Source organism: Streptomyces sp. NPDC057963, from assembly GCF_042887155.1.
Taxonomy (GTDB): domain Bacteria; phylum Actinomycetota; class Actinomycetes; order Streptomycetales; family Streptomycetaceae; genus Streptomyces.
The window spans coordinates 644,914-663,534 of the sequence record NZ_JBHVPX010000002.1 but is presented as its reverse complement, the minus strand read 5'-3'; the positions used below and the strand labels follow the sequence as shown (position 1 = coordinate 663,534).

At 70.4% G+C, this 18,621-nt stretch carries 10 protein-coding genes and 1 tRNA gene; all 11 read right to left on the bottom strand.

The features are described 5' to 3' along the window. Window positions 1–68: 68 nt before the first annotated feature. Window positions 69–1,469, bottom strand: coding sequence for an N-6 DNA methylase (locus ACFVT1_RS06765; protein WP_389793165.1), 1,401 nt, complete (start codon window positions 1,467–1,469; stop codon window positions 69–71). Window positions 1,470–1,579: 110 nt separating this feature from the next. Next, window positions 1,580–1,765 (bottom strand): hypothetical protein, encoded by a 186-nt coding sequence (locus ACFVT1_RS06760; protein WP_362193423.1) that lies wholly within the window; start codon window positions 1,763–1,765, stop codon window positions 1,580–1,582. Between the two features lie 343 nt (window positions 1,766–2,108). Beyond that, window positions 2,109–2,182 (bottom strand) — tRNA-Thr (locus ACFVT1_RS06755). 160 nt (window positions 2,183–2,342) lie between these two features. Further along, window positions 2,343–3,887 (bottom strand): alpha/beta hydrolase, encoded by a 1,545-nt coding sequence (locus tag ACFVT1_RS06750; RefSeq protein ID WP_389793162.1) that lies wholly within the window; start codon window positions 3,885–3,887, stop codon window positions 2,343–2,345. 176 nt (window positions 3,888–4,063) lie between these two features. Beyond that, entirely contained in the window at window positions 4,064–5,269 is a 1,206-nt protein-coding gene (locus ACFVT1_RS06745) for a DNA polymerase III subunit delta' (protein ID WP_389793160.1), read from the bottom strand. Window positions 5,270–5,597: 328 nt separating this feature from the next. After that, window positions 5,598–8,834 (bottom strand): dTMP kinase, encoded by a 3,237-nt coding sequence (tmk, locus tag ACFVT1_RS06740; protein ID WP_389793158.1) that lies wholly within the window; start codon window positions 8,832–8,834, stop codon window positions 5,598–5,600. A gap of 345 nt (window positions 8,835–9,179) precedes the next feature. Further along, complete coding sequence (gene topA, locus ACFVT1_RS06735) at window positions 9,180–12,059, bottom strand: type I DNA topoisomerase (RefSeq protein WP_389793156.1); 2,880 nt, start codon at window positions 12,057–12,059, stop codon at window positions 9,180–9,182. Window positions 12,060–12,395: 336 nt separating this feature from the next. Beyond that, window positions 12,396–12,593, bottom strand: coding sequence for a hypothetical protein (locus ACFVT1_RS06730; protein ID WP_389793154.1), 198 nt, complete (start codon window positions 12,591–12,593; stop codon window positions 12,396–12,398). A gap of 565 nt (window positions 12,594–13,158) precedes the next feature. After that, the gene (locus ACFVT1_RS06725; protein ID WP_389793152.1) at window positions 13,159–14,682 is read right to left on the bottom strand and encodes a methyltransferase; all 1,524 of its coding nucleotides are present in this window, start codon (window positions 14,680–14,682) and stop codon (window positions 13,159–13,161) included. A gap of 143 nt (window positions 14,683–14,825) precedes the next feature. Then, on the bottom strand, window positions 14,826–15,449 hold the full coding sequence (locus tag ACFVT1_RS06720) for a small secreted protein (protein WP_389793149.1): 624 nt from the start codon (window positions 15,447–15,449) through the stop codon (window positions 14,826–14,828). A 407-nt stretch (window positions 15,450–15,856) separates the two neighbouring features. Then, window positions 15,857–18,319, bottom strand: coding sequence for a sodium-translocating pyrophosphatase (locus ACFVT1_RS06715; protein WP_389793147.1), 2,463 nt, complete (start codon window positions 18,317–18,319; stop codon window positions 15,857–15,859). Window positions 18,320–18,621 lie beyond the last annotated feature (302 nt).

The window sequence follows — 18,621 nt, the reverse complement described above, 5'->3', positions numbered from 1 at the left end:
CAGCGGATACACGGACCCGATCGACGACGAGAGCCGGGCGTCGTCACGCTGAGGAGCCGCTTCGTTTCTCATGGTCCCCCCAGAACGGCACGGAGCCGACGGTTGATGTGCGCGGCTTCGTCGAAACGGTCATAGAGCTCTCTCCGCATTTCTTCTCTCCGGTTCCGGTCCCTGGCCGGGCCTCTGGCACCCACCGAGGTCTCGGACCGCGAGCGGACATAGCGGCTGGGCGTCAGGTCGTAGTCGCACTCCGCGATCTCGTCACGCAGCACGGTCCTGCACCACTCGGGTTCCTCGACCGGCGTGTCAGTTCCTCCCCCGGCAACCGCTCCATCCGCGATGCGGTCGCCACGCCACGCCGAAATCGTTCGGTCGCCACGCCACGCCGAAAACGTTCGGCAGATCCGCGTCACGTCTTCCACCGTGAGGTGACGTTGTGCCCCGTCCGTACGCCTTCCCAGCCGCCTCGCATCCACGAAGAGGACCTCACCGCGACGCGATGTCCTTCCCCAGCCGGGGTGCTGGTTCTTGTCCTTGCTGAGGAGCCACAGGCTTGCGGCCACGCGGGTGTGCGGAAACAGCCGCGCAGGCAGCGCGACCACACCCCCGAGCACATCGGCCTCCACCATGCGTCGGCGGATCTCCTGCTCCACTCCACCCATGCCTTTGGCCGTCGCGCCTTCCGCCAACAGGACAACAGCCCGTCCCTGCGGGGAGAGTTCACTCAGAATGTGCTGGATCCAGGCAAAGTTCGCGTTGCCCTTGGGGGGCATGCCGAAGGTCCAGCGGATGCCTCCGCGCAACTCCTCGTAGCCCCAGTTCTTCATGTTGAAGGGGGGGTTGGCGAGAACGACATCGGGCGACAGGCCCGTGGGCCCGGCCAGCAGGCTGTTGGTGGGGCTCGTTCCGAAGTCCCCGCGCAGCGAGTTGAGGACGCTGTTCATCGCCGACACCTGACGGGCCCCGGCGTCGATGTCACGGCCGTACACTCGCGGAACATCGTTCGGAGAGCCTTCAGCGCGTACCGACCGCGCCGCTTCGACGAGGAGCCCGCCCGACCCGCAGGCAGGGTCGAGGACACTCTCGTCGGCGCGCGGGGCGGCCAGACCCGCCATGAGTCCGGCGACGCTCCGCGGTGTGTAGTAATCCCCGCCTCGGCCCAACTGATGCGAGTAGCGGTCGAGGCATGCGTCGAACATGCCTTCCACACTCTCGACCTCGGCCACCGCGGTGATCAGGGCTGCCAGCCGGAGATCGGCTTCGCCGGACAGCCCGGGTGTACGGATGGAACTACGAGTCCCCAACTGGACGAACGTCTCGACGCCGGCCGTAGCCCAGACTTCGCTCAGCACCGACTCCGTCGCACCGAAGCGGCCGTTCCCGCGCGCCTCGGCTGCCGCCCGGGTCAGAAAATCCCACGGCGACCTGGTCAGCAGCCGTGGCTCCCAGGCAGCACGCAGGAAGATCACTTGCAGTGCGAGCCGGTAGGCGGCCGACGGCGCGGTGAGTTCGCCCAGCTCGTCGATGGCACGCCACACACGCCTGAACACGAGCGGATGAACCGGTCCCTCGCGTCCCCTCACAGCAGCCTCATCGAGCTGACGACGCCGAGCCCCAGCGTCAGTGAGACACCGAACGCCATGGCCCCGCCCTGGACCGCTCCCACGATCCGGCCGCCCCCCGCGAACTGCAGAATTCCGGCCAGCAACCCAACGATCACTGATGCCAAAACCAGCACCGTCAACACCAGCATCTTGTACTGCATGCCCGGAACTCCCCTCGTCCCACGTCGATCTGATGGAGCGAAGCTAACAACCGGGCACCGCACTCACCCGCAGCATGCCATTTGGTTTTTGATCCTCACCCCATACGGATCCCCACCTCTCCCCGCACCAACTGCTCCACCCCGTCCGCCTGCCCCCGCCATCGAATCGGGCGGGGAGGATGCGCCCGCATTCGACTGGCGCCCCGCCAGTCCCGTGAACGTGGCTCCCGTCACTGAGCCGTCGCAACACAGGCGCAGAAAATCGGGCGGCAGTGCGGCCACACTCAGCCGAGGAAAAGCAAAAGCCCCAGGTCACGGCGAGTGAGTCCTGAGGCTTCTACAGAGCCGCCTTCGGGATTCGAACCCGAGACCTACGCATTACGAGTGCGTTGCTCTGGCCAACTGAGCTAAGGCGGCACGCCCTGTCACACCATGGTGCGATCAGCAGCGTCGCCAAGTCTACACAGTTTCCGGGGGTGCTCCGCACCAGCCCGGATTCGGTCCGTCTTCGCAGGTCAGCAGCGGTCGGCGGCAGGTCAGCAGCGGTCAGCGGCGAGTCAGTGGCGGCCCGGCGGGATCAGGAGCACTGCTTGCCGTCGCTCGGCGGGGTGCCGTCCAGGAGGTAGGTGTTGATCGCCGTGTCGATGCAGTGGCTGCCGCGGCCGTAGGCCGTGTGGCCGTCGCCCCGGTAGGTGAGGAGAGTGCCGGAGGAGAGCTGCCCGGCCAGGGACTCGGCCCACTTGTACGGGGTCGCCGGGTCGCGGGTGGTGCCGACCACGACGATCGGGTCCGCGCCCTTCGCCTCGATGCGGTGGGGGGTACCGGTGGGCCGGACCGGCCAGTGGGCGCAGTTCAGGGCGGCCCAGGTGAAGGTCCTGCCGAAGACCGGGGACGCCTTCTCGAAAGTGGGAACCGCCTGGGCGGCGGCATCGGCGTCGGCGAAGGCGGGCGGCAGGTCCAGGCAGTTCACGGCGGCGTTGGCGAACATCAGATTCGCGTACGTGCCGTTCGGTTCGCGTTCGTAGTAGCTGTCCGCCAGCGAGAGCAGGCCGGAGCCGTCGCCCTTCCCGGCCCCGGCGAGGGCGACGCGGAGCTGCGGCCAGGACGACTCGTCGTACATGGCAGCGATGACTCCCGTGGTGCCGAGGGATTCCGTGAGTTTGCGGGAGTCGCCGGTGGGGATCGGTTTGGCGTCGAGGCGGGCGAAGAGCTGCTTCAGGCGGGCGGCCGCATCGGCGGTGGAGGTGGTGCCGAGCGGGCAGTCCGCCTTCTTCACGCAGTCGGCGGCGAAGGACTGGAACGCGGTCTCGAAACCCGCGGTCTGGTCACGGTTCACCTCGACGGCGGAGAGCGACGGGTCCATCGCCCCGTCCAGGACCAGGCGGCCGACCCTGGCGGGGAAGAGATCGGCATACGTCGCACCGAGGTAGGTGCCGTAAGACGCCCCGACGTAGTGCAGTTTCTCGTCACCGAGCAGGGCTCGCAGCATGTCCATGTCGCGTGCCGTCTCCACGGTCGAGACATGCGGCAGTACCTTCCCGGAGTGCTGCTCGCAGCCGCTCGCGAACTCCTTGTAGGCGCCGCTCAGCCTGGCGACCTCTCCGGCGTCGTCCGGTGTCTGGTCGACCTGCGTGTAGGCATCCATCTGCGGACCGGTGAGGCACTCGACGGGCTCGCTGCGGTCCACTCCGCGCGGGTCGATGGCGACCATGTCGTAGCGGGCCCGGACCTGGGCGGGGTAGCCGACGGCGGCGTAGTTCTGGAGATAGCCGACGGCCGAACCGCCGGGGCCGCCCGGATTCACCAGGAGGGAGCCGATCCGTTTGCCGGGCCCGGTGGCCTTCGCGCGGGAGACGGCCAGCTTGATGTCGCCTCCGTCCGGCTTCCCGTAGTCCAGGGGCGCCTTCATCGTCGTGCACTGGAATCCCTCGACTCCGCAGTCCCGCCAGTCCAGCCGCTGTGCGTAGTACGGCTTGAGCGCGGCGGGGACGGAGGCGGCGGACGGGACGGAGGCGGCGGACGGTGAGGCGCCCGTGGAACTGCCACTGCTGCAGCCGGAGACGAGGAGGCCGGCAGTGCCGAGCGCGGTGGCAAGGATGCGGAGCGGGCGCCTGGTGTCCATCCCCGGAGCGTAGTCGCCGCGCGACGGCTCACCCGATTTCCCGCTCGTACGGGTGAAAGCAGCGACGAACGATGACAAATGATGAGGTAGCGGTGAGGTAGCAGTGATGCGCGATGAGGTGGCGGTGATGCACGGTGCCTGATGGCCGATGTCGTCGCGCGTGGCAACGCCCGGTGTCAGCCCGCGCGCAGCGCCATCGTCATCGCCTCCACCGCGAGCAGCGGCGCCACATTGCGGTCCAGCGCCCGGCGGCAGGCGATCACCGCCTCTATCCGGCGCAGGGTGCGCTCGGGCGTGGAGGAGCGGGCGATGCGGTCGAGGGCGTCCTCCGCGTCCGCGTTGGCGATGGCGATCCGCGAGCCCAGCTGGATCGCCAGGACGTCGCGGTAGAAGCCGGTCAGGTCGGTGAGCGCGAGATCGAGGCTGTCGCGCTGGGTACGGGTCTTGCGGCGCTTCTGCCTGTCCTCCAGCTCCTTCATCACCCCCGCCGTGCCGCGCGGCATCCGTCCCCCGGCGGCGGCACCGAGCGCCGCCTTCATCTCTTCCGTCTCCTTGGTGTCGACCTCCTCCGAGACCTGCTTGGCGTCTTCGGTGGCGGTGTCGATCAGCTCCTGGGCGGCTTTGAGGCAGCCCCCGATGTCCTCGACCCGCAGCGGAAGCTTGAGCACGGCGGCGCGACGGGAGCGGGCCCGCTCGTCGGTGGCGAGGCGCCGGGCCCTGCCGATGTGGCCCTGGGTGGCGCGGGCGGCGGACGCGGCGCGCTCCGGATCGATGCCGTCGCGCCGGATCAGGACATCGGCCACCGCGTCGACCGGGGGTGTGCGCAGGGTGAGGTGGCGGCAGCGGGAGCGGATGGTGGGCAGCACGTCTTCGAGGGAGGGCGCGCAGAGCAGCCACACCGTGCGCGGCGCGGGCTCCTCGACGGCCTTCAGCAGGACGTTTCCCGCGCCTTCGGTGAGCCGGTCGGCGTCCTCCAGGACGATGACCTGCCAGCGGCCGACGGCCGGCGAGAGCTGGGCGCGGCGGACCAGCTCGCGGGTCTCCTTCACGCCGATGGAGAGGAGGTCCGTACGGACCACCTCGACGTCGGCGTGGGTGCCGATGAGGCTGGTGTGACAGCCGTCGCAGAAGCCGCAGCCCGGTGCGCCGCCCAGGGCGCGGTCCGGACTGGTGCACTGGAGCGCGGCGGCGAAGGCGCGGGCGGCGGTGGAACAGCCGGAGCCCGGCGGCCCGGTGAACAGCCAGGCATGGGTCATCTTCGAACCCGGAGCCACCGGTTCCCCCGCGGAGTGGGCGGTGACCAGCGCATCGGCGTCCCGGGCGGCGGCGCCGAGCTGCTCCTGCACGCGGTCCTGGCCGACGAGGTCGTCCCATACGGTCACGGGTCACCGCCCTTCCGGTGGTGTGCGGCCGCGCGGCTGTCGTGCCCTGCGGTCACGCGGTTGTGGTGTCGCTGCTTGTCGGTCCGGCTTCCCCGGCCCCGGACCCATTTCCCGGAACCGGTTTTCCTGGCCCACTTTCCGGCCCCGGTTTCCCCGACCGGGCTCCCCGATCCGGCTTCCCATTGTGAGGGACGGGTCTGACAATCCCGGCCGGACAGCGGGACAACAGCTGGACAGCGGGACGGCCGGACAGCGGCGCGAAGGGACGGCGGGCGGGCGCCACCGCGGTCCGGCTGCCGGGCGGAGCCGCCCGGCAGCCCGCCGCGGATCAGCGGCGCGGGCGGCGTCCCCGGCCCGAGGAGTCCGAGCCCTCCCCGTCGTGATCGCCCAGCAGCTCGTCCGCCAGCGTCGGCAGATCGTCCAGCGGAGTCTCCTCGGCCCAGTCGGGACGAGGACGCCGGTTCCGGCGATCCTGCCGTTCCTCGTCTTCCTGACCGTTCCAGTGGCCCTGAGCCTGCCGCGGAGCACCCGCGTGCGGGTCACCGATCTGCGGAAGCTCGCGCGTGCGCTCGTTCTCGCTCTCCCGGGCGGAGCCCGTCGGCCGCTCGTCGCGGAAGATGCCCCTCGGAACCCGGTCCGCCGGATTGGCCTCCCGGGCGGCCCGTGCGTCGTATGCGTCCCGCTCGTCCCGTACCGGAGGAAGAACCGCCGTCTCGTCCGCGGCACCCGCGGCGTCCGCCGTGCCAGGGCGTTCAGGCCGACCCGAACGGTCCGAACGGTCGTGGATCTTCGGAATCATCGCCGTCTCGGCCTCGTCCGAAGGTGCGGACGAAGACGCGGACGAAGACGAGGGCGTGGACGGAGTGACCGGCGACGGCACCGGCTGCGTCACATCGTTCGGGTTGACGATCGGAGTCGGCACCGTGATCTCGTTGTCCGGTACGGACGCTGCCGCTGCCGCCTCCGTCCGGGCCGACTCCGCCGCGGCAGCCGCCTCGGCCTCGGCCTGCCGACGGGCCTCCTCGGCCCGCAGCAGTGCCTCTTCGGCCTTGCGCTGCTTCTCCAGCCGCCGCGCCTCGGCCTCCTTGCGCAGCCGGGCCTCCTCCTCGGCCTGCCTGCGCAGCCGGGCCTGCTCGGCCTCGTGAGCCGCTTCCTCGGCCTCTCGCCTGGTCCGCTCCTCCTCGGCCAGACGGCGGGCTTCCTCGGCACGCTGCCGCGCCTCCTCGGCCTGGCGCTCGGCCTCGCGCCGACGCGCCTCCTCCAGCTCTTGGCGCTTGCGCTCCTCCTCCTCGGCGCGGAGCTTGGCGAGCTGTGCCTGCCGCTCGCGCTCCAACCGCTCCTCCTCGGCCTTGCGGGCCGCCTCTTCCTCGGCCTTTCGCCTGGCCTCCTCCTCGGCGGCCTTGCGCGCCTCCTCCTGGGCCTTGATCTCGGCCTCGGAGAGCGGAAGGAGCTGGTCGAGCCGGTGGCGTACGACCGTGTTGATCGCTTCCGGATCCTGGCCCGCGTCCACCACGAGGTAGCGGGTCGGGTCGGCCGCGGCCAGTGTCAGGAAGCCGGACCGCACCCGGGCGTGGAACTCGGGCGGCTCGGACTCCAGCCGGTCGGGCGCTTCGGTGAACCGTTCCCGCGCGGTCTCCGGGTCGACGTCCAGCAGGACCGTCAGATGCGGTACGAGTCCGCTCGTCGCCCACCGCGAGATCCGGGCGATCTCGGTCGGGGAGAGATCACGGCCCGCGCCCTGGTAGGCGACGGACGAGTCGATGTAACGGTCGGAGATGACGATCGCGCCGCGTTCCAGCGCCGGACGTACGACCGAGTCGACGTGCTCGGCGCGGTCGGCCGCGTACAGCAGTGCCTCCGCCCGGTGGGAGAGACCGGCCGACGACACGTCGAGCAGGATCGAGCGCAGCCGCTTGCCGACCGGGGTCGCGCCCGGCTCGCGGGTGACGACGACCTCGTGGCCCTTGGCACGGATCCACTCGGCGAGCGCCTCGACCTGGGTGGACTTGCCGGCGCCGTCGCCGCCCTCCAGGGCGAGGAAGAAACCGGTCGCGGCGGGGGCGACGGCCGGGTCGCCGCCGCGCAGCGCCTCGCGCAGGTCGCGGCGCAGCGGCACGCCGGAGCGGTCGTCCGTCTTCGCGAGGACGATCACGGCGACGGGCAGCAGCAGCGCGCCGATCAGCATCAGGGCGAAGGCCGCTCCGCCGTGGGCGAAGACGAAGTCGCCGGAGGTCAGCCGGTGGGTGCCGATCGCGGCGGCCAGCAGCGGGCCCGCGAGCGCGCCGAGCGCGACGAGGACCCGTACGACGGCCTGGAGGTGTTCCGCGGTCCTGGCCCGGCGGAACTCCTCGGTCTCCTGGTCGACCAGGACATGACCGGTGCCGGCGGCGACACCGGCCGCGTATCCGGCGAGCACCGCGATCATCAGCACGGTCGCCGTGTCCGGCACGAGGCCCATGGCGAGGAGCGCGATGCCGGTGACGGCGATGGCCAGCGCGAGCAGCCGGCGCCGCGACAGCTCGGGCAGCACCTTCCCCGCGGTACGGATGCCGACACCCGTGGCGCCGGTCAGGCCGAGGATCAGCAGGGCGAAGGTGGCGGGCCCGCCGCCCAGCTCGGCGGCGTGCAGTACGGCGACGGCGGCGGCGGCCGCGATGGCTCCGGCGACGGCGGCCGAGGCGCCGACGATCAGCGGTACGGCTCCGGTGCGGCCCTTGTCGGGTCCACCGGCGGTCGACGGCCGTCGCAGGCCCTCCAGCGGGGAGCGCGGACGGGGCGTCTGCGTACCGGGCAGTTCCAGGAAGTACAGGGTGGAGATCGAGGCCGAGAAGAGCCCGGCCGCGACGTACGAGCCGAGGGCCGCCTGGTGGAGCGAGAACCACTCCAGCCCAGAGCCCAGCAGATTGCCGACGAGCGTGGCGATCAGCAGGACGGCCGCGGCGGCCGGAATGGCGGCGAAGTCGGTACGGAGGGAAAGCCGGCGCAGTGCGTCGAGGCGGTCGGGCAGCGGGCGGACCGCGGCGCCCTCGGGGGGCGGGGCGGGCAGCAGCGCGGGGGCGGCGCCGTCCTTGGCGACCGTCCACAGGCGTTCGGCGGCGCCGACGACGAAGACGGTGATGAGGATCATCATGAGTGCCTGGTCCGGCATCCAGTCGATCCACAGGGGCGCGACGACCAGCAGCGCGAGCCGCAGCCCGTCCGTCCCGATCATCAGCCACCGCCGGTCCAGCGGCCCTCCGGGCGCGGTGAGCGTCGTCAGCGGCCCCAGGAGTACGGCTCCGAAGAGCAGGGTGGCAAGGATCCGGGCACCGAACACCGCGGCGACGGCAAACGCCGCCCCTCGGTACCCGGCCCCGAATGAGCCCTCGAGGACCGCCGCTTGCAGCGACATCAGCACCAGCACGAGAAGGGCGAGTGCATCGCCGATACTGCCGACGAGCTGGGCGCTCCACAACCGCTTCAGCGGGGGAACACGCAACAGGGCTCGTACGGCGCGCTCGCGTGAGTCTGCGGCAAGTGTGTCGGAGGTGGGGCTCACGACCGTTGGCTGCTCGGCTCGCGTCATCCGCCCAGCCTATCCGGAGCGGAGGGGTCCCTGGAGGCCCCGCCCGAACATACAGGCGCTCGGGGCGCCCCAGCCCCTCCGGCGTTTGACGAGCGAGGTCCGGGCGGAGCCCGGGTTCGGGGGGAGCGAGGTCCGGGCGGAGCCCCGAGTTCGCGGAGGAGCGAGGTCCGGACGGAGCCCCGGGTTCGCGAAGGAGCGAGCCCCGGCCCGGGAAGGAGCGCGTGGGGGAACAGGCCCGCCGCAGGCGCCCCACCCGCCCCTCGCGCGCCCGCCTCCGGGTGCACGAACGCCGGAGGGGCTGGAAGAACCAGCCCCTCCGGCGATCGGTCGTACGGGTCAGTCGGGTCAGTCCTCCACGGACGCCCCGGCCGTCCTGGCCGCCGCAGTCGTCTTCTTGGCGGTCGCCGCCTTCTTCGCGGTGGCGGTGGTCGTCTTCTTCGCAGCGGTCTTCTTCGCCGCGGTCTTCTTGGCCGTCGCCGTCGTCTTCTTGGCAGCCGTCTTCTTCGCGGGCGCCTTCTTGGCCGGGGCCTTCTTCGCCGTCTTCTTCTTGGCGGGCCCCTTGGCGCGCTTCTCCGCGAGCAGCTCGTAGCCGCGCTCCGGCGTGATGGTCTCGACACTGTCGTCGGTCCGCAGCGTCGCGTTGGTCTCGCCGTCGGTGACGTACGGGCCGAAGCGCCCGTCCTTGACCACGACCGGAGCCCCGCTGACCGGGTCGGTGCCCAGTTCCTTCAGCGGCGGCTTCGCGGCGGCGCGGCCGCGCTGCTTGGGCTGGGCATAGATCGCGAGGGCTTCTTCGAGGGTGATGTCGAAGAGCTGGTCCTCGGAGGTCAGCGAACGCGAGTCCGTGCCCTTCTTCAGGTACGGGCCGTAGCGGCCGTTCTGCGCGGTGATCTCGACGCCCTCGGCGTCCTCGCCGACGACACGCGGCAGCGACATCAGCTTGAGCGCGTCGGCCAGCGTCACCGTGTCCAGGGACATGGTCTTGAAGAGCGAGGCGGTCCGCGGCTTCACCGCGTTCTTGCCGGTCTTCGGGGTGCCCTCGGGCAGTACCTCGGTGACGTACGGGCCGTAGCGGCCGTCCTTGGCGATGATCTGGTGCCCGGTGACCGGGTCCGCACCGAGCTCGAAGTCGCCGCTCGGCTTGGCCAGCAGCTCCTCCGCGTACTCGACGGACAGCTCGTCGGGCGCCAGGTCCTCCGGCACGTCCGCGCGCTGGTGGCCCTCGGAATCCTTCTCGCCGCGCTCGATGTACGGGCCGTACCGGCCGACGCGGAGCTTGATGTCGTTGCCGACCGGGAACGAGGAGATCTCCCGCGCGTCGATCGCGCCGAGGTCGGTGACGAGCTCCTTCAGACCGCCGAGGTGGTCGCCGTCGCCGTTGCCCGCGTCGGAGGCCGCGCCCGCTCCCGCCGTGTCGCCCGCACCCGCGCCGAAGTAGAAGCGCTTCAGCCACGGCACGGCCTGGGCCTCGCCCCGCGCGATGCGGTCGAGATCGTCCTCCATCTTCGCGGTGAAGTCGTAGTCGACGAGCCGGCCGAAGTGCTTCTCCAGCAGGTTGACCACGGCGAAGGAGAGGAAGGACGGCACGAGCGCCGTGCCCTTCTTGAAGACGTAGCCGCGGTCCAGGATCGTGCCGATGATCGAGGCGTACGTCGACGGGCGGCCGATCTCGCGCTCTTCGAGCTCCTTGACCAGCGAGGCCTCGGTGTAGCGGGCCGGCGGCTTGGTGGCGTGGCCGTCGACCGAGATCTCCTCGGCGGACAGCGCGTCGCCCTCGGCGACCTGCGGGAGGCGCCGCTCGCGGTCGTCGAGCTCGGCGTTCGGGTCGTCGGCGCCTTCGACGTACGCCTTCATGAAGCCGTGGAAGGTGATCGTCTTGCCGGACGCGGAGAACTCGGCGTCGCGGCCGTCGCTCGCCCGGCCGCCGATCTTGACGGTGACGGAGTTGCCGACCGCGTCCTTCATCTGGGAGGCGACCGTCCGCTTCCAGATCAGCTCGTAGAGCCGGAACTGGTCGCCGGTGAGGCCCGTCTCGGCAGGGGTGCGGAAGCGGTCGCCGGAGGGGCGGATCGCCTCGTGCGCCTCCTGCGCGTTCTTGACCTTCCCGGCGTACGTGCGCGGCTTGTCCGGCAGGTAGTCGGCGCCGTAGAGCTGCGTGACCTGCGCCCGCGCCGCGGAGACCGCGGTGTCCGAGAGGGTCGTGGAGTCGGTACGCATGTAGGTGATGAAGCCGTTCTCGTACAGCTTCTGCGCGACCTGCATGGTGGCCTTGGCGCCGAAGCCCAGCTTCCGGCTCGCCTCCTGCTGGAGGGTCGTCGTCCGGAAGGGGGCGTACGGGGAGCGTCGGTACGGCTTCGACTCGACGGACCGTACGGCGAACGTGGCGTCGGCGAGCGCGGCGGCCAGGGCGCGGGCGTTCGCCTCGTCCAGGTGCAGCACCTGGCCGGAGCCGGACTTCAGCCGGCCGTCCGGACCGAAGTCACGGCCCTGGGCGATACGGCGGCCGTCGACCGCGCTGAGGCGGGCGGCGAGGGTCGAGGGGTCGGAGGCGTCACCTGTGCGGCCGGTGGCGAAGGTACCGGTCAGGTCCCAGTACTCGGCGGAACGGAAGGCCATGCGCTCGCGCTCCCGCTCGACGACGAGGCGGGTCGCCACGGACTGGACGCGGCCGGCCGACAGGCGCGGCATGACCTTCTTCCACAGGACCGGCGAGACCTCGTAGCCATAGAGGCGGTCGAGGATACGGCGGGTCTCCTGGGCGTCGACCATGCGCTGATTGAGCTCGCGCGGGTTGGCGACGGCGGCCCGGATCGCGTCCTTGGTGATCTCGTGGAAGACCATCCGGTGGACCGGGACCTTGGGCTTCAGGACTTCCTGCAGGTGCCACGCGATGGCTTCGCCCTCGCGGTCCTCATCGGTGGCGAGGAAGAGTTCGTCGGACTCGGCCAGCAGCTGCTTGAGCTTCCTGACCTGCGCCTTCTTGTCCGCGTTGACGACATAGACGGGCTGGAAGTCATGCTCGACGTCGACGCCGAGCCGGCGGACCTCGCCGGTGTACTCGTCAGGGACCTCTGCGGCGCCGTTCGGCAGGTCGCGGATGTGCCCGACGCTCGCCTCGACGACGTATCCGGGGCCGAGGTAGCCCTTGATCGTCTTCGCCTTGGCAGGCGACTCGACGATGACGAGTCGGCGGCCGCCCTGTGCGGTCTCGCTGGTCGGGGACAACTTCGCTCTTCTCTCCGGTCGACACTCAGTGGGCATCCGTGCGGCGCGATGACGCTGCCGACGGTGCTGTCGCTGCGGAGTGTGACGGTACAACCCGCCCCCGTGTCAAACGGCAAAAGCCCGCAACGGCCACTCGAACGGTAACCCGACTTCCGCCATTCCTGCCGCCCGGACTACCCGCTCCCCCATGCGCACGGCCGCTGCCTGCGGGTTTCCGGGTGCTGTGGCGGCGCTGCGGAGTCGGTCCTCCGGCGGGTGGGCGGCCGGGCGCTCCGGGCGTGTTCTCCGACGTGGCCGCCGGGCCCCGCGGTCCGGCCGGGTCCGGTGGGAGGTGGATCAGATGCGGGTGAAGCACCACACACCGAGGACGAGAAAAAGTACGCCGAACACAGTGGCGAGAGTGGCGGAAGCGATGGGGCTCACACCGTGTGCCACCGGCGCACGGTGCAGCACGCGCGCCCCCGTCCACAGCAGCAGCGCGGCGCCGAACAGCGCGAACGCCGTTCCGGCGAAGACCGCAGGTCCGCTCTCCATGCCCGTACGCCTCCCTTGTACCCGCCCGGCCGGGTTCCGTGCCGGTCCGATCCGTGCCGGTCCAGTCCGATCTGGTCCAGTCCGGGTCCAGTCCGGATCGGTCCTGGGGAGGCTGCCACCCCAGGGCGTCGTGGACGCGAACCCCGGGTGAATGGCCGGATTCACACATCCGGAAGCGCGGGGCCGATGCCCAGGGAACAGAGCGGGGCCGATGCCCAGGAGCAGAACTGTCCCGGTGCGCCAACCGGAATCCGCAGCCCTCACGGCGGACCCGGCGGCAGTGGGTGTCGAGACACCGATGACGAGCCCGATGCCGAGCCCGATCGCGACGTACAGAACGTACAGAACGCACAGAGCCCGGTCGTTACGTACAGCGGTACGCGAACATGACACACAGCGGTACACACATACGCACAGCAGTACGCAAACGCACAGCGGGACGCGCCCGAACCGGAACGCAGCCCGCGGGCGGACGCCATCAGAGGAAGCGGCAGCAGAACAGCGGCGCAGCAGCGGGGCGGCAACGGCTGCGACGGCCACCCCGCCCGGGATCACGGCGACGCGATCAGCCCACCGGCCCCACCGGCGGCGCCGGCTCCAGGAATCCCTCCTCCACCAGCAGTCGGATCGCCTGCGGGGTGCGGTCGCGCAGCAGCACCGGGTCCTCGTTCATCAACTGGGCGATCGCGTCCAGGATCCGGCCCGCGGGCAGCGTCCCGTCGCACACACCCGCGAAGCCGGCGCCGACGGCGTCGACCTTCGTCGCCCTCCGCATCCCGCGGTTCTGACGGAGCACCACGTGCTCGGGGTCCTCCGCGCCCGGGAGCCCGACCTGTTCCTGCACGACCTCGGCGGCAAGGGTGAAATGCCCGGCCAGGAGCGCCGCGTCATCCTGTTCGCGGAGGTAGTCCTGACGGTCGAAATGGGCCTGGACGGCCGTTCCGAGCGGCTGCTCCACCGCGTGCGGCCACTCCTCGATCACGACGGACGGATTGCCCGCGGCGGCCGCGCCGGACTTCCGCAGGGTGATCCAGCCGAAGCCGACCCCCTTGGTCTTACGGGCCTCGAACTCGTCCAGCCAGGCGTCGTACCGCGCGGCGTACTCGGCGGGGTCCGTGCGGTGGTCGCCGCTGTCGCGCAGCCACAGCTCCACGTACTGCGTGACGTCCTGGACCTCGCGCTGCACGATCCAGGCGTCGCAGCCGCGCGGCACCCAGGAACTCAGCCGGCTCTGCCACTCCTCGCCCTCGATGTGCTGCCAGTTGGCGAGGAAATGGGCGTATCCGCCTTCGTTCAACCGGTCGCCCGCCTGCTGCACCAGGGTCCGGCACAGATCGTCGCCGCCCATTCCGCCGTCGCGGTAGGTGAGACGGGCACCGGGCGAGATGACGAACGGCGGGTTGGAGACGATCAGGTCGTACGTCTCCGTACCGACCGGCTCGTACAGGGAGCCCTGGCGCAGATCGGCCGCGGGGACGCCGGACAGGGCGAGCGTCAACCGGGTGAAGTCCAGCGCTCGCGGGTTGAGGTCGGTGGCCGTGACCCGGGTGGCGTGCTGCGAGGCGTGCAGCGCCTGGATGCCGGAGCCCGTACCGACGTCGAGCGCGGAGGCGACAGGCGTGCGGACGGTGATCCCGGCGAGCGTCGTGGACGCCCCGCCGACGCCGAGGACCACACCCTCCTCGCGGGAACCGATGCCGCCCGCGCCGCCGACCGCGCAGCCCAGGTCCGAGACGATGTACCAGTCCTGCCCCTCGGGCCCGCTGTACGGACGCACGTCGACCGTCGCCCGCACCTCGTCGGCGGTGCGGGTCACCCAGCCGTCCTCGACGCACTCGGCCAGAGGGAGCGCGGCGCGGGCCCGCTCGTACGGGACGGGGTGCTGGAGCAGGAAGAGCCGCACCAGCGTGTCGAGCGGGGAGTCGCCCCGGGTGGCCCGCAGCGCCGGGACCGTCTCGCTGCGGGCGAGCGCGGCGTAGGCGGGGGCGCCGAGCAGGTCGAGGAGCCCATCGGCGGTGAAGGCGGCGGCGAGCAGGGCTTCGCGGAGCCGGGGTGAACGGTCGGGCGCGGGGAGACTGGTCGTACTCACCCACTCATTGTGGCCGCTCCCACTGACAACGGCAGCGGCCCGGCGTCCACCGGGGCCGCCGGGCCGCGCGCACGGTGGCGATCGCCGCAGCCACCGCACCGACTACAACCGCCGCGTCGGCTGCAACCGCCGCAGCCGTTCGGTCACGACTTCTTGCTGGGCGAGTCCGACGGCGACGAGGGACCCGGCTTCGGAGAAGTGGTGCCCGGTGCCACCGAGGCCGTCGGCTTCTGACAGCCCTTCTGCTTCGCCATCGCGGTGCCGACCTCGCCGGACTGGAGCTTCTTCAGCGCCTTGTCACCGCCGGTGCTGATCTTGTTCAGCTCGTCCGCGATGCCCTTGAGACCGTCGGCGAACTTCGCCTGGTCCTTCGTGTCGAGGGCGTCGACCTTCTTCTGCAGGTTCGCGTACGCCGCGGAGGAGGTGTTGAGCTCCTTCACGGCCTCCTTCTGCGTGGTCTCGCCGCCGTCGACCGGCGGCGGGCCCGCCGAATCGACAGCCGCGCCCAGTGCCTTGTACGCCTGCGAGATTTGCTGGAAGGCGGCCGAGTCGGTCTTCTGGACGTCGGCGGGCTTGCTGTTGTCCGCGGTCTGCTGCTGGATGGCGGCGTTGGCGTTCGCGATCTTCTGCAGTTGGGGCTGGACCTGGTCACAGACCTTCTTGGCCCAGCCGTTCACCTTGTCGCTCTTGTCGTCGCTGCTGCAGCCCGACAGCGTCAATACCAGTACCGCACCGCCGGACAGCGCGGCCGCAAGCTTCTTGTTCACCGGATCGGTCCCTTCCAAGGCTCTCGGCCCCGGAACTTACACGTCGGGCGCCGCCCATCCGGGTGCCGGGCGTCCGATGGGTTCCCTTTTGCAGCCATTTGCACCAAGGGAAACGAGGGAGATACAACTCACCCGCACGGCTCCCCGCAACCCTCCGCACAGGTGAACACCTGCACGAGCACCCACACGGACGGCTGCACCAGCAGCCCTATCGCGCATCAGCCCATCCACGCACCACCGCACCACCGGCGTATCCCCGGCGGACGACCGGGCGGAGGACCGGGCGGAGCACCGGGCGGACGACCCATCAGAGTGCGTCGCCCGCCCGGTCGTTGGACGAGGGCGGCTACGTACCACCGCCCTCCTTCCGTCTTTCCCGCCTACTGCCGGCCCTTCCCGTCACCGCTTCACGAAACGGCCGCCTCACCGGGCGACTCGGCGGGCCTGCCACCGTCACCGGCCCCGCCACTGGCTCCGCCACCCGTCCCCTCCTCGTCCCCCACGGCGACTCCGCGCCGTTTGGAGACGTAGACGGCTCCGATGATGACGGCGATGGCGAGCACCGCGACCACCGCCCGCACACCGGCGCTGGCGTCCTGTCCGTAGCTGAACTGCACCACCGCCGGGGCGATGAGCAGCGCGACCAGGTTCATCACCTTGAGCAGGGGGTTGATCGCCGGTCCCGCCGTGTCCTTGAACGGGTCGCCGACCGTGTCACCGATGACGGTCGCGGCATGGGCCTCGCTGCCCTTGCCGCCGTGATGGCCGTCCTCGACGAGCTTCTTGGCGTTGTCCCACGCACCACCGGAGTTGGCGAGGAAGACCGCCATCAACGTGCCGGTACCGATGGCGCCCGCGAGATACGAACCGAGTGCCCCGACGCCGAGCGTGAACCCGACGGCGATCGGCGCCAGAACGGCGAGCAGGCCGGGCGTGGCGAGTTCGCGCAGAGCGTCCTTGGTGCAGATGTCGACGACGCGCCCGTACTCCGGCTTCTCGCTGTAGTCCATGATCCCGGGGTGCTCGCTGAACTGCCGTCGCACCTCGTAGACCACGGATCCGGCGGACCGAGAGACCGCGTTGATCGCGAGCCCGGAGAAGAGGAAGACGACCGCGGCACCGAGGATCAGGCCCACCAGATTGTTGGGCTGCGAGATGTCCAGGCTGAGTGTCATCTCCCCGGCCCTGGCCCCCACGTCGCCGACGGCGGTGGCGATCGCGTCGCGGTACGAGCCGAAGAGCGCCGACGCCGCCAGTACGGCGGTGGCGATGGCGATGCCCTTGGTGATGGCCTTGGTGGTGTTGCCAACGGCGTCCAGGTCGGTGAGGACCTGAGCACCGGCGCCGGTGACGTCACCGGACATCTCCGCGATGCCCTGCGCGTTGTCGGAGACCGGGCCGAAGGTGTCCATGGCGACGATGACGCCCACCGTGGTGAGCAGCCCGGTCCCCGCCAGGGCCACCGCGAAGAGCGCCAGCATGATCGACGTCCCGCCGAGCAGGAACGCCCCGTAGACGGCCAGACCGATCAGCAGCGCCGTGTAGACGGCGGACTCCAGACCGATGGAGATACCGGCGAGTACGACGGTGGCCGGGCCGGTCAGCGAGGACTTGCCGATGTCCCTGACGGGGCGTCGGCCGGTCTCGGTGAAGTAGCCGGTCAGCTGCTGGATGAGCGCCGCCAGCACGATGCCGATGGCGACGGCGACCAGGGCGAAGACCCGCGGGTTGCCGCCGTGCGAGGTGATGGCGCTGTCGGTGACACCGTCCAGATCCGCGTACGAGGACGGCAGGAAGACGAAGACGCCCACGGCCACCAGGACGAGCGAGATCACCGCGGAGATGAAGAAACCGCGGTTGATGGCGGTCATGCCACTGCGGTCGGCGCGCCTCGGGGCGACCGCGAAGATCCCGATCATCGCGGTGACCACGCCGATCGCCGGAACGATCAGCGGGAAGGCCAGCCCGGCATTACCGAAGGCAGCCGTGCCGAGGATGAGCGCGGCAACGAGCGTCACGGCGTACGACTCGAAGAGGTCGGCGGCCATGCCCGCGCAGTCGCCGACGTTGTCGCCCACGTTGTCGGCGATGGTGGCGGCGTTGCGCGGGTCGTCCTCCGGGATGCCCTGCTCCACCTTGCCGACGAGGTCGGCGCCGACGTCCGCGGCCTTGGTGAAGATACCGCCGCCGACCCTCATGAACATGGCGATCAGCGCGGCCCCGAGGCCGAAGCCCTCCAACACCTTCGGAGCGTCGGCGGCGTAGGCGAGGACGACACAGGAGGCCCCGAACAGACCGAGCCCCACGGTGATCATGCCGACCACGCCACCCGTACGAAAAGCGATCTTCATCGCCTTGTGCGAAACGGCGGTGAGATCTTTTTCGGGCTCGCCTTCCGCCGGAGTCGCTTCGCGCGCGGCGGCGGCCACACGCACATTGCTGCGTACGGCGAGCCGCATCCCGATGTACCCGGTGGTCGCCGAGAAAATCGCTCCCACCAGGAAGAACAAAGAACGGCCCGCGCGCTGCGACCAGTTCTCGGCCGGAAGCAGCAGAAGCAGGAAGAACACCACGACGGCAAAGATGCCGACGGTACGCAACTGCCGGGCCAGATAGGCGTTCGCGCCTTCCTGGACGGCGGCCGCGATCTCCTTCATGCGGTCGGTGCCCTCACCGGCCGCCAGCACCTGACGCACCAGCAACCGGGCGACGACCAGCGCGGCGACGGCAATGACCGCGACAGCGGCCACGATGACGCGATTGTCATCGGTGAGCACCGCGGCCGCGAGAGATACAGGTCGGCCGGAAGGTGTGGAAAGTGCGGAATCTTGCGTCAGTCCTGCCAGTGGGGTGTTGAAGAACTCCGCCATACGTCCTCCTTGACGCTCAGCGCTCAAGACGTGGACGGATTGTAAGGAGCAGAAGCCGATCAAAACAGTGCGCGGTAAATGTAATTGACCTTCACGGGTGCATCGATAAATGATCGCGACCATGGATCGACCCGAATACAGTAATGGGGCAGACACATTTTCCGTAGATCAATGATCACACAGAAATGAAAAAAGGCCCTGCTCAGCAGGGCCCAAAAGACGGATCAAGAAATTGGTCGGGGCGAGTCGCGGACGGGTCGGGGTGGGGTCGGGGACGGGTTGTCGGGGACCGAAGGAATCGG

What these genes read in the sequence shown, in the direction of transcription:
- ACFVT1_RS06750 (WP_389793162.1), bottom strand. Translation starts at nt 3,887, where the DNA reads ATGGACACCAGGCGCCCGCTCCGCATCCTTGCCACCGCGCTCGGCACT.
- ACFVT1_RS06715 (WP_389793147.1), bottom strand. Translation starts at nt 18,319, where the DNA reads ATGGCGGAGTTCTTCAACACCCCACTGGCAGGACTGACGCAAGATTCC.
- ACFVT1_RS06760 (WP_362193423.1), bottom strand. Translation starts at nt 1,765, where the DNA reads ATGCAGTACAAGATGCTGGTGTTGACGGTGCTGGTTTTGGCATCAGTG.
- tmk (WP_389793158.1), bottom strand. Translation starts at nt 8,834, where the DNA reads ATGACGCGAGCCGAGCAGCCAACGGTCGTGAGCCCCACCTCCGACACA.
- ACFVT1_RS06730 (WP_389793154.1), bottom strand. Translation starts at nt 12,593, where the DNA reads ATGGAGAGCGGACCTGCGGTCTTCGCCGGAACGGCGTTCGCGCTGTTC.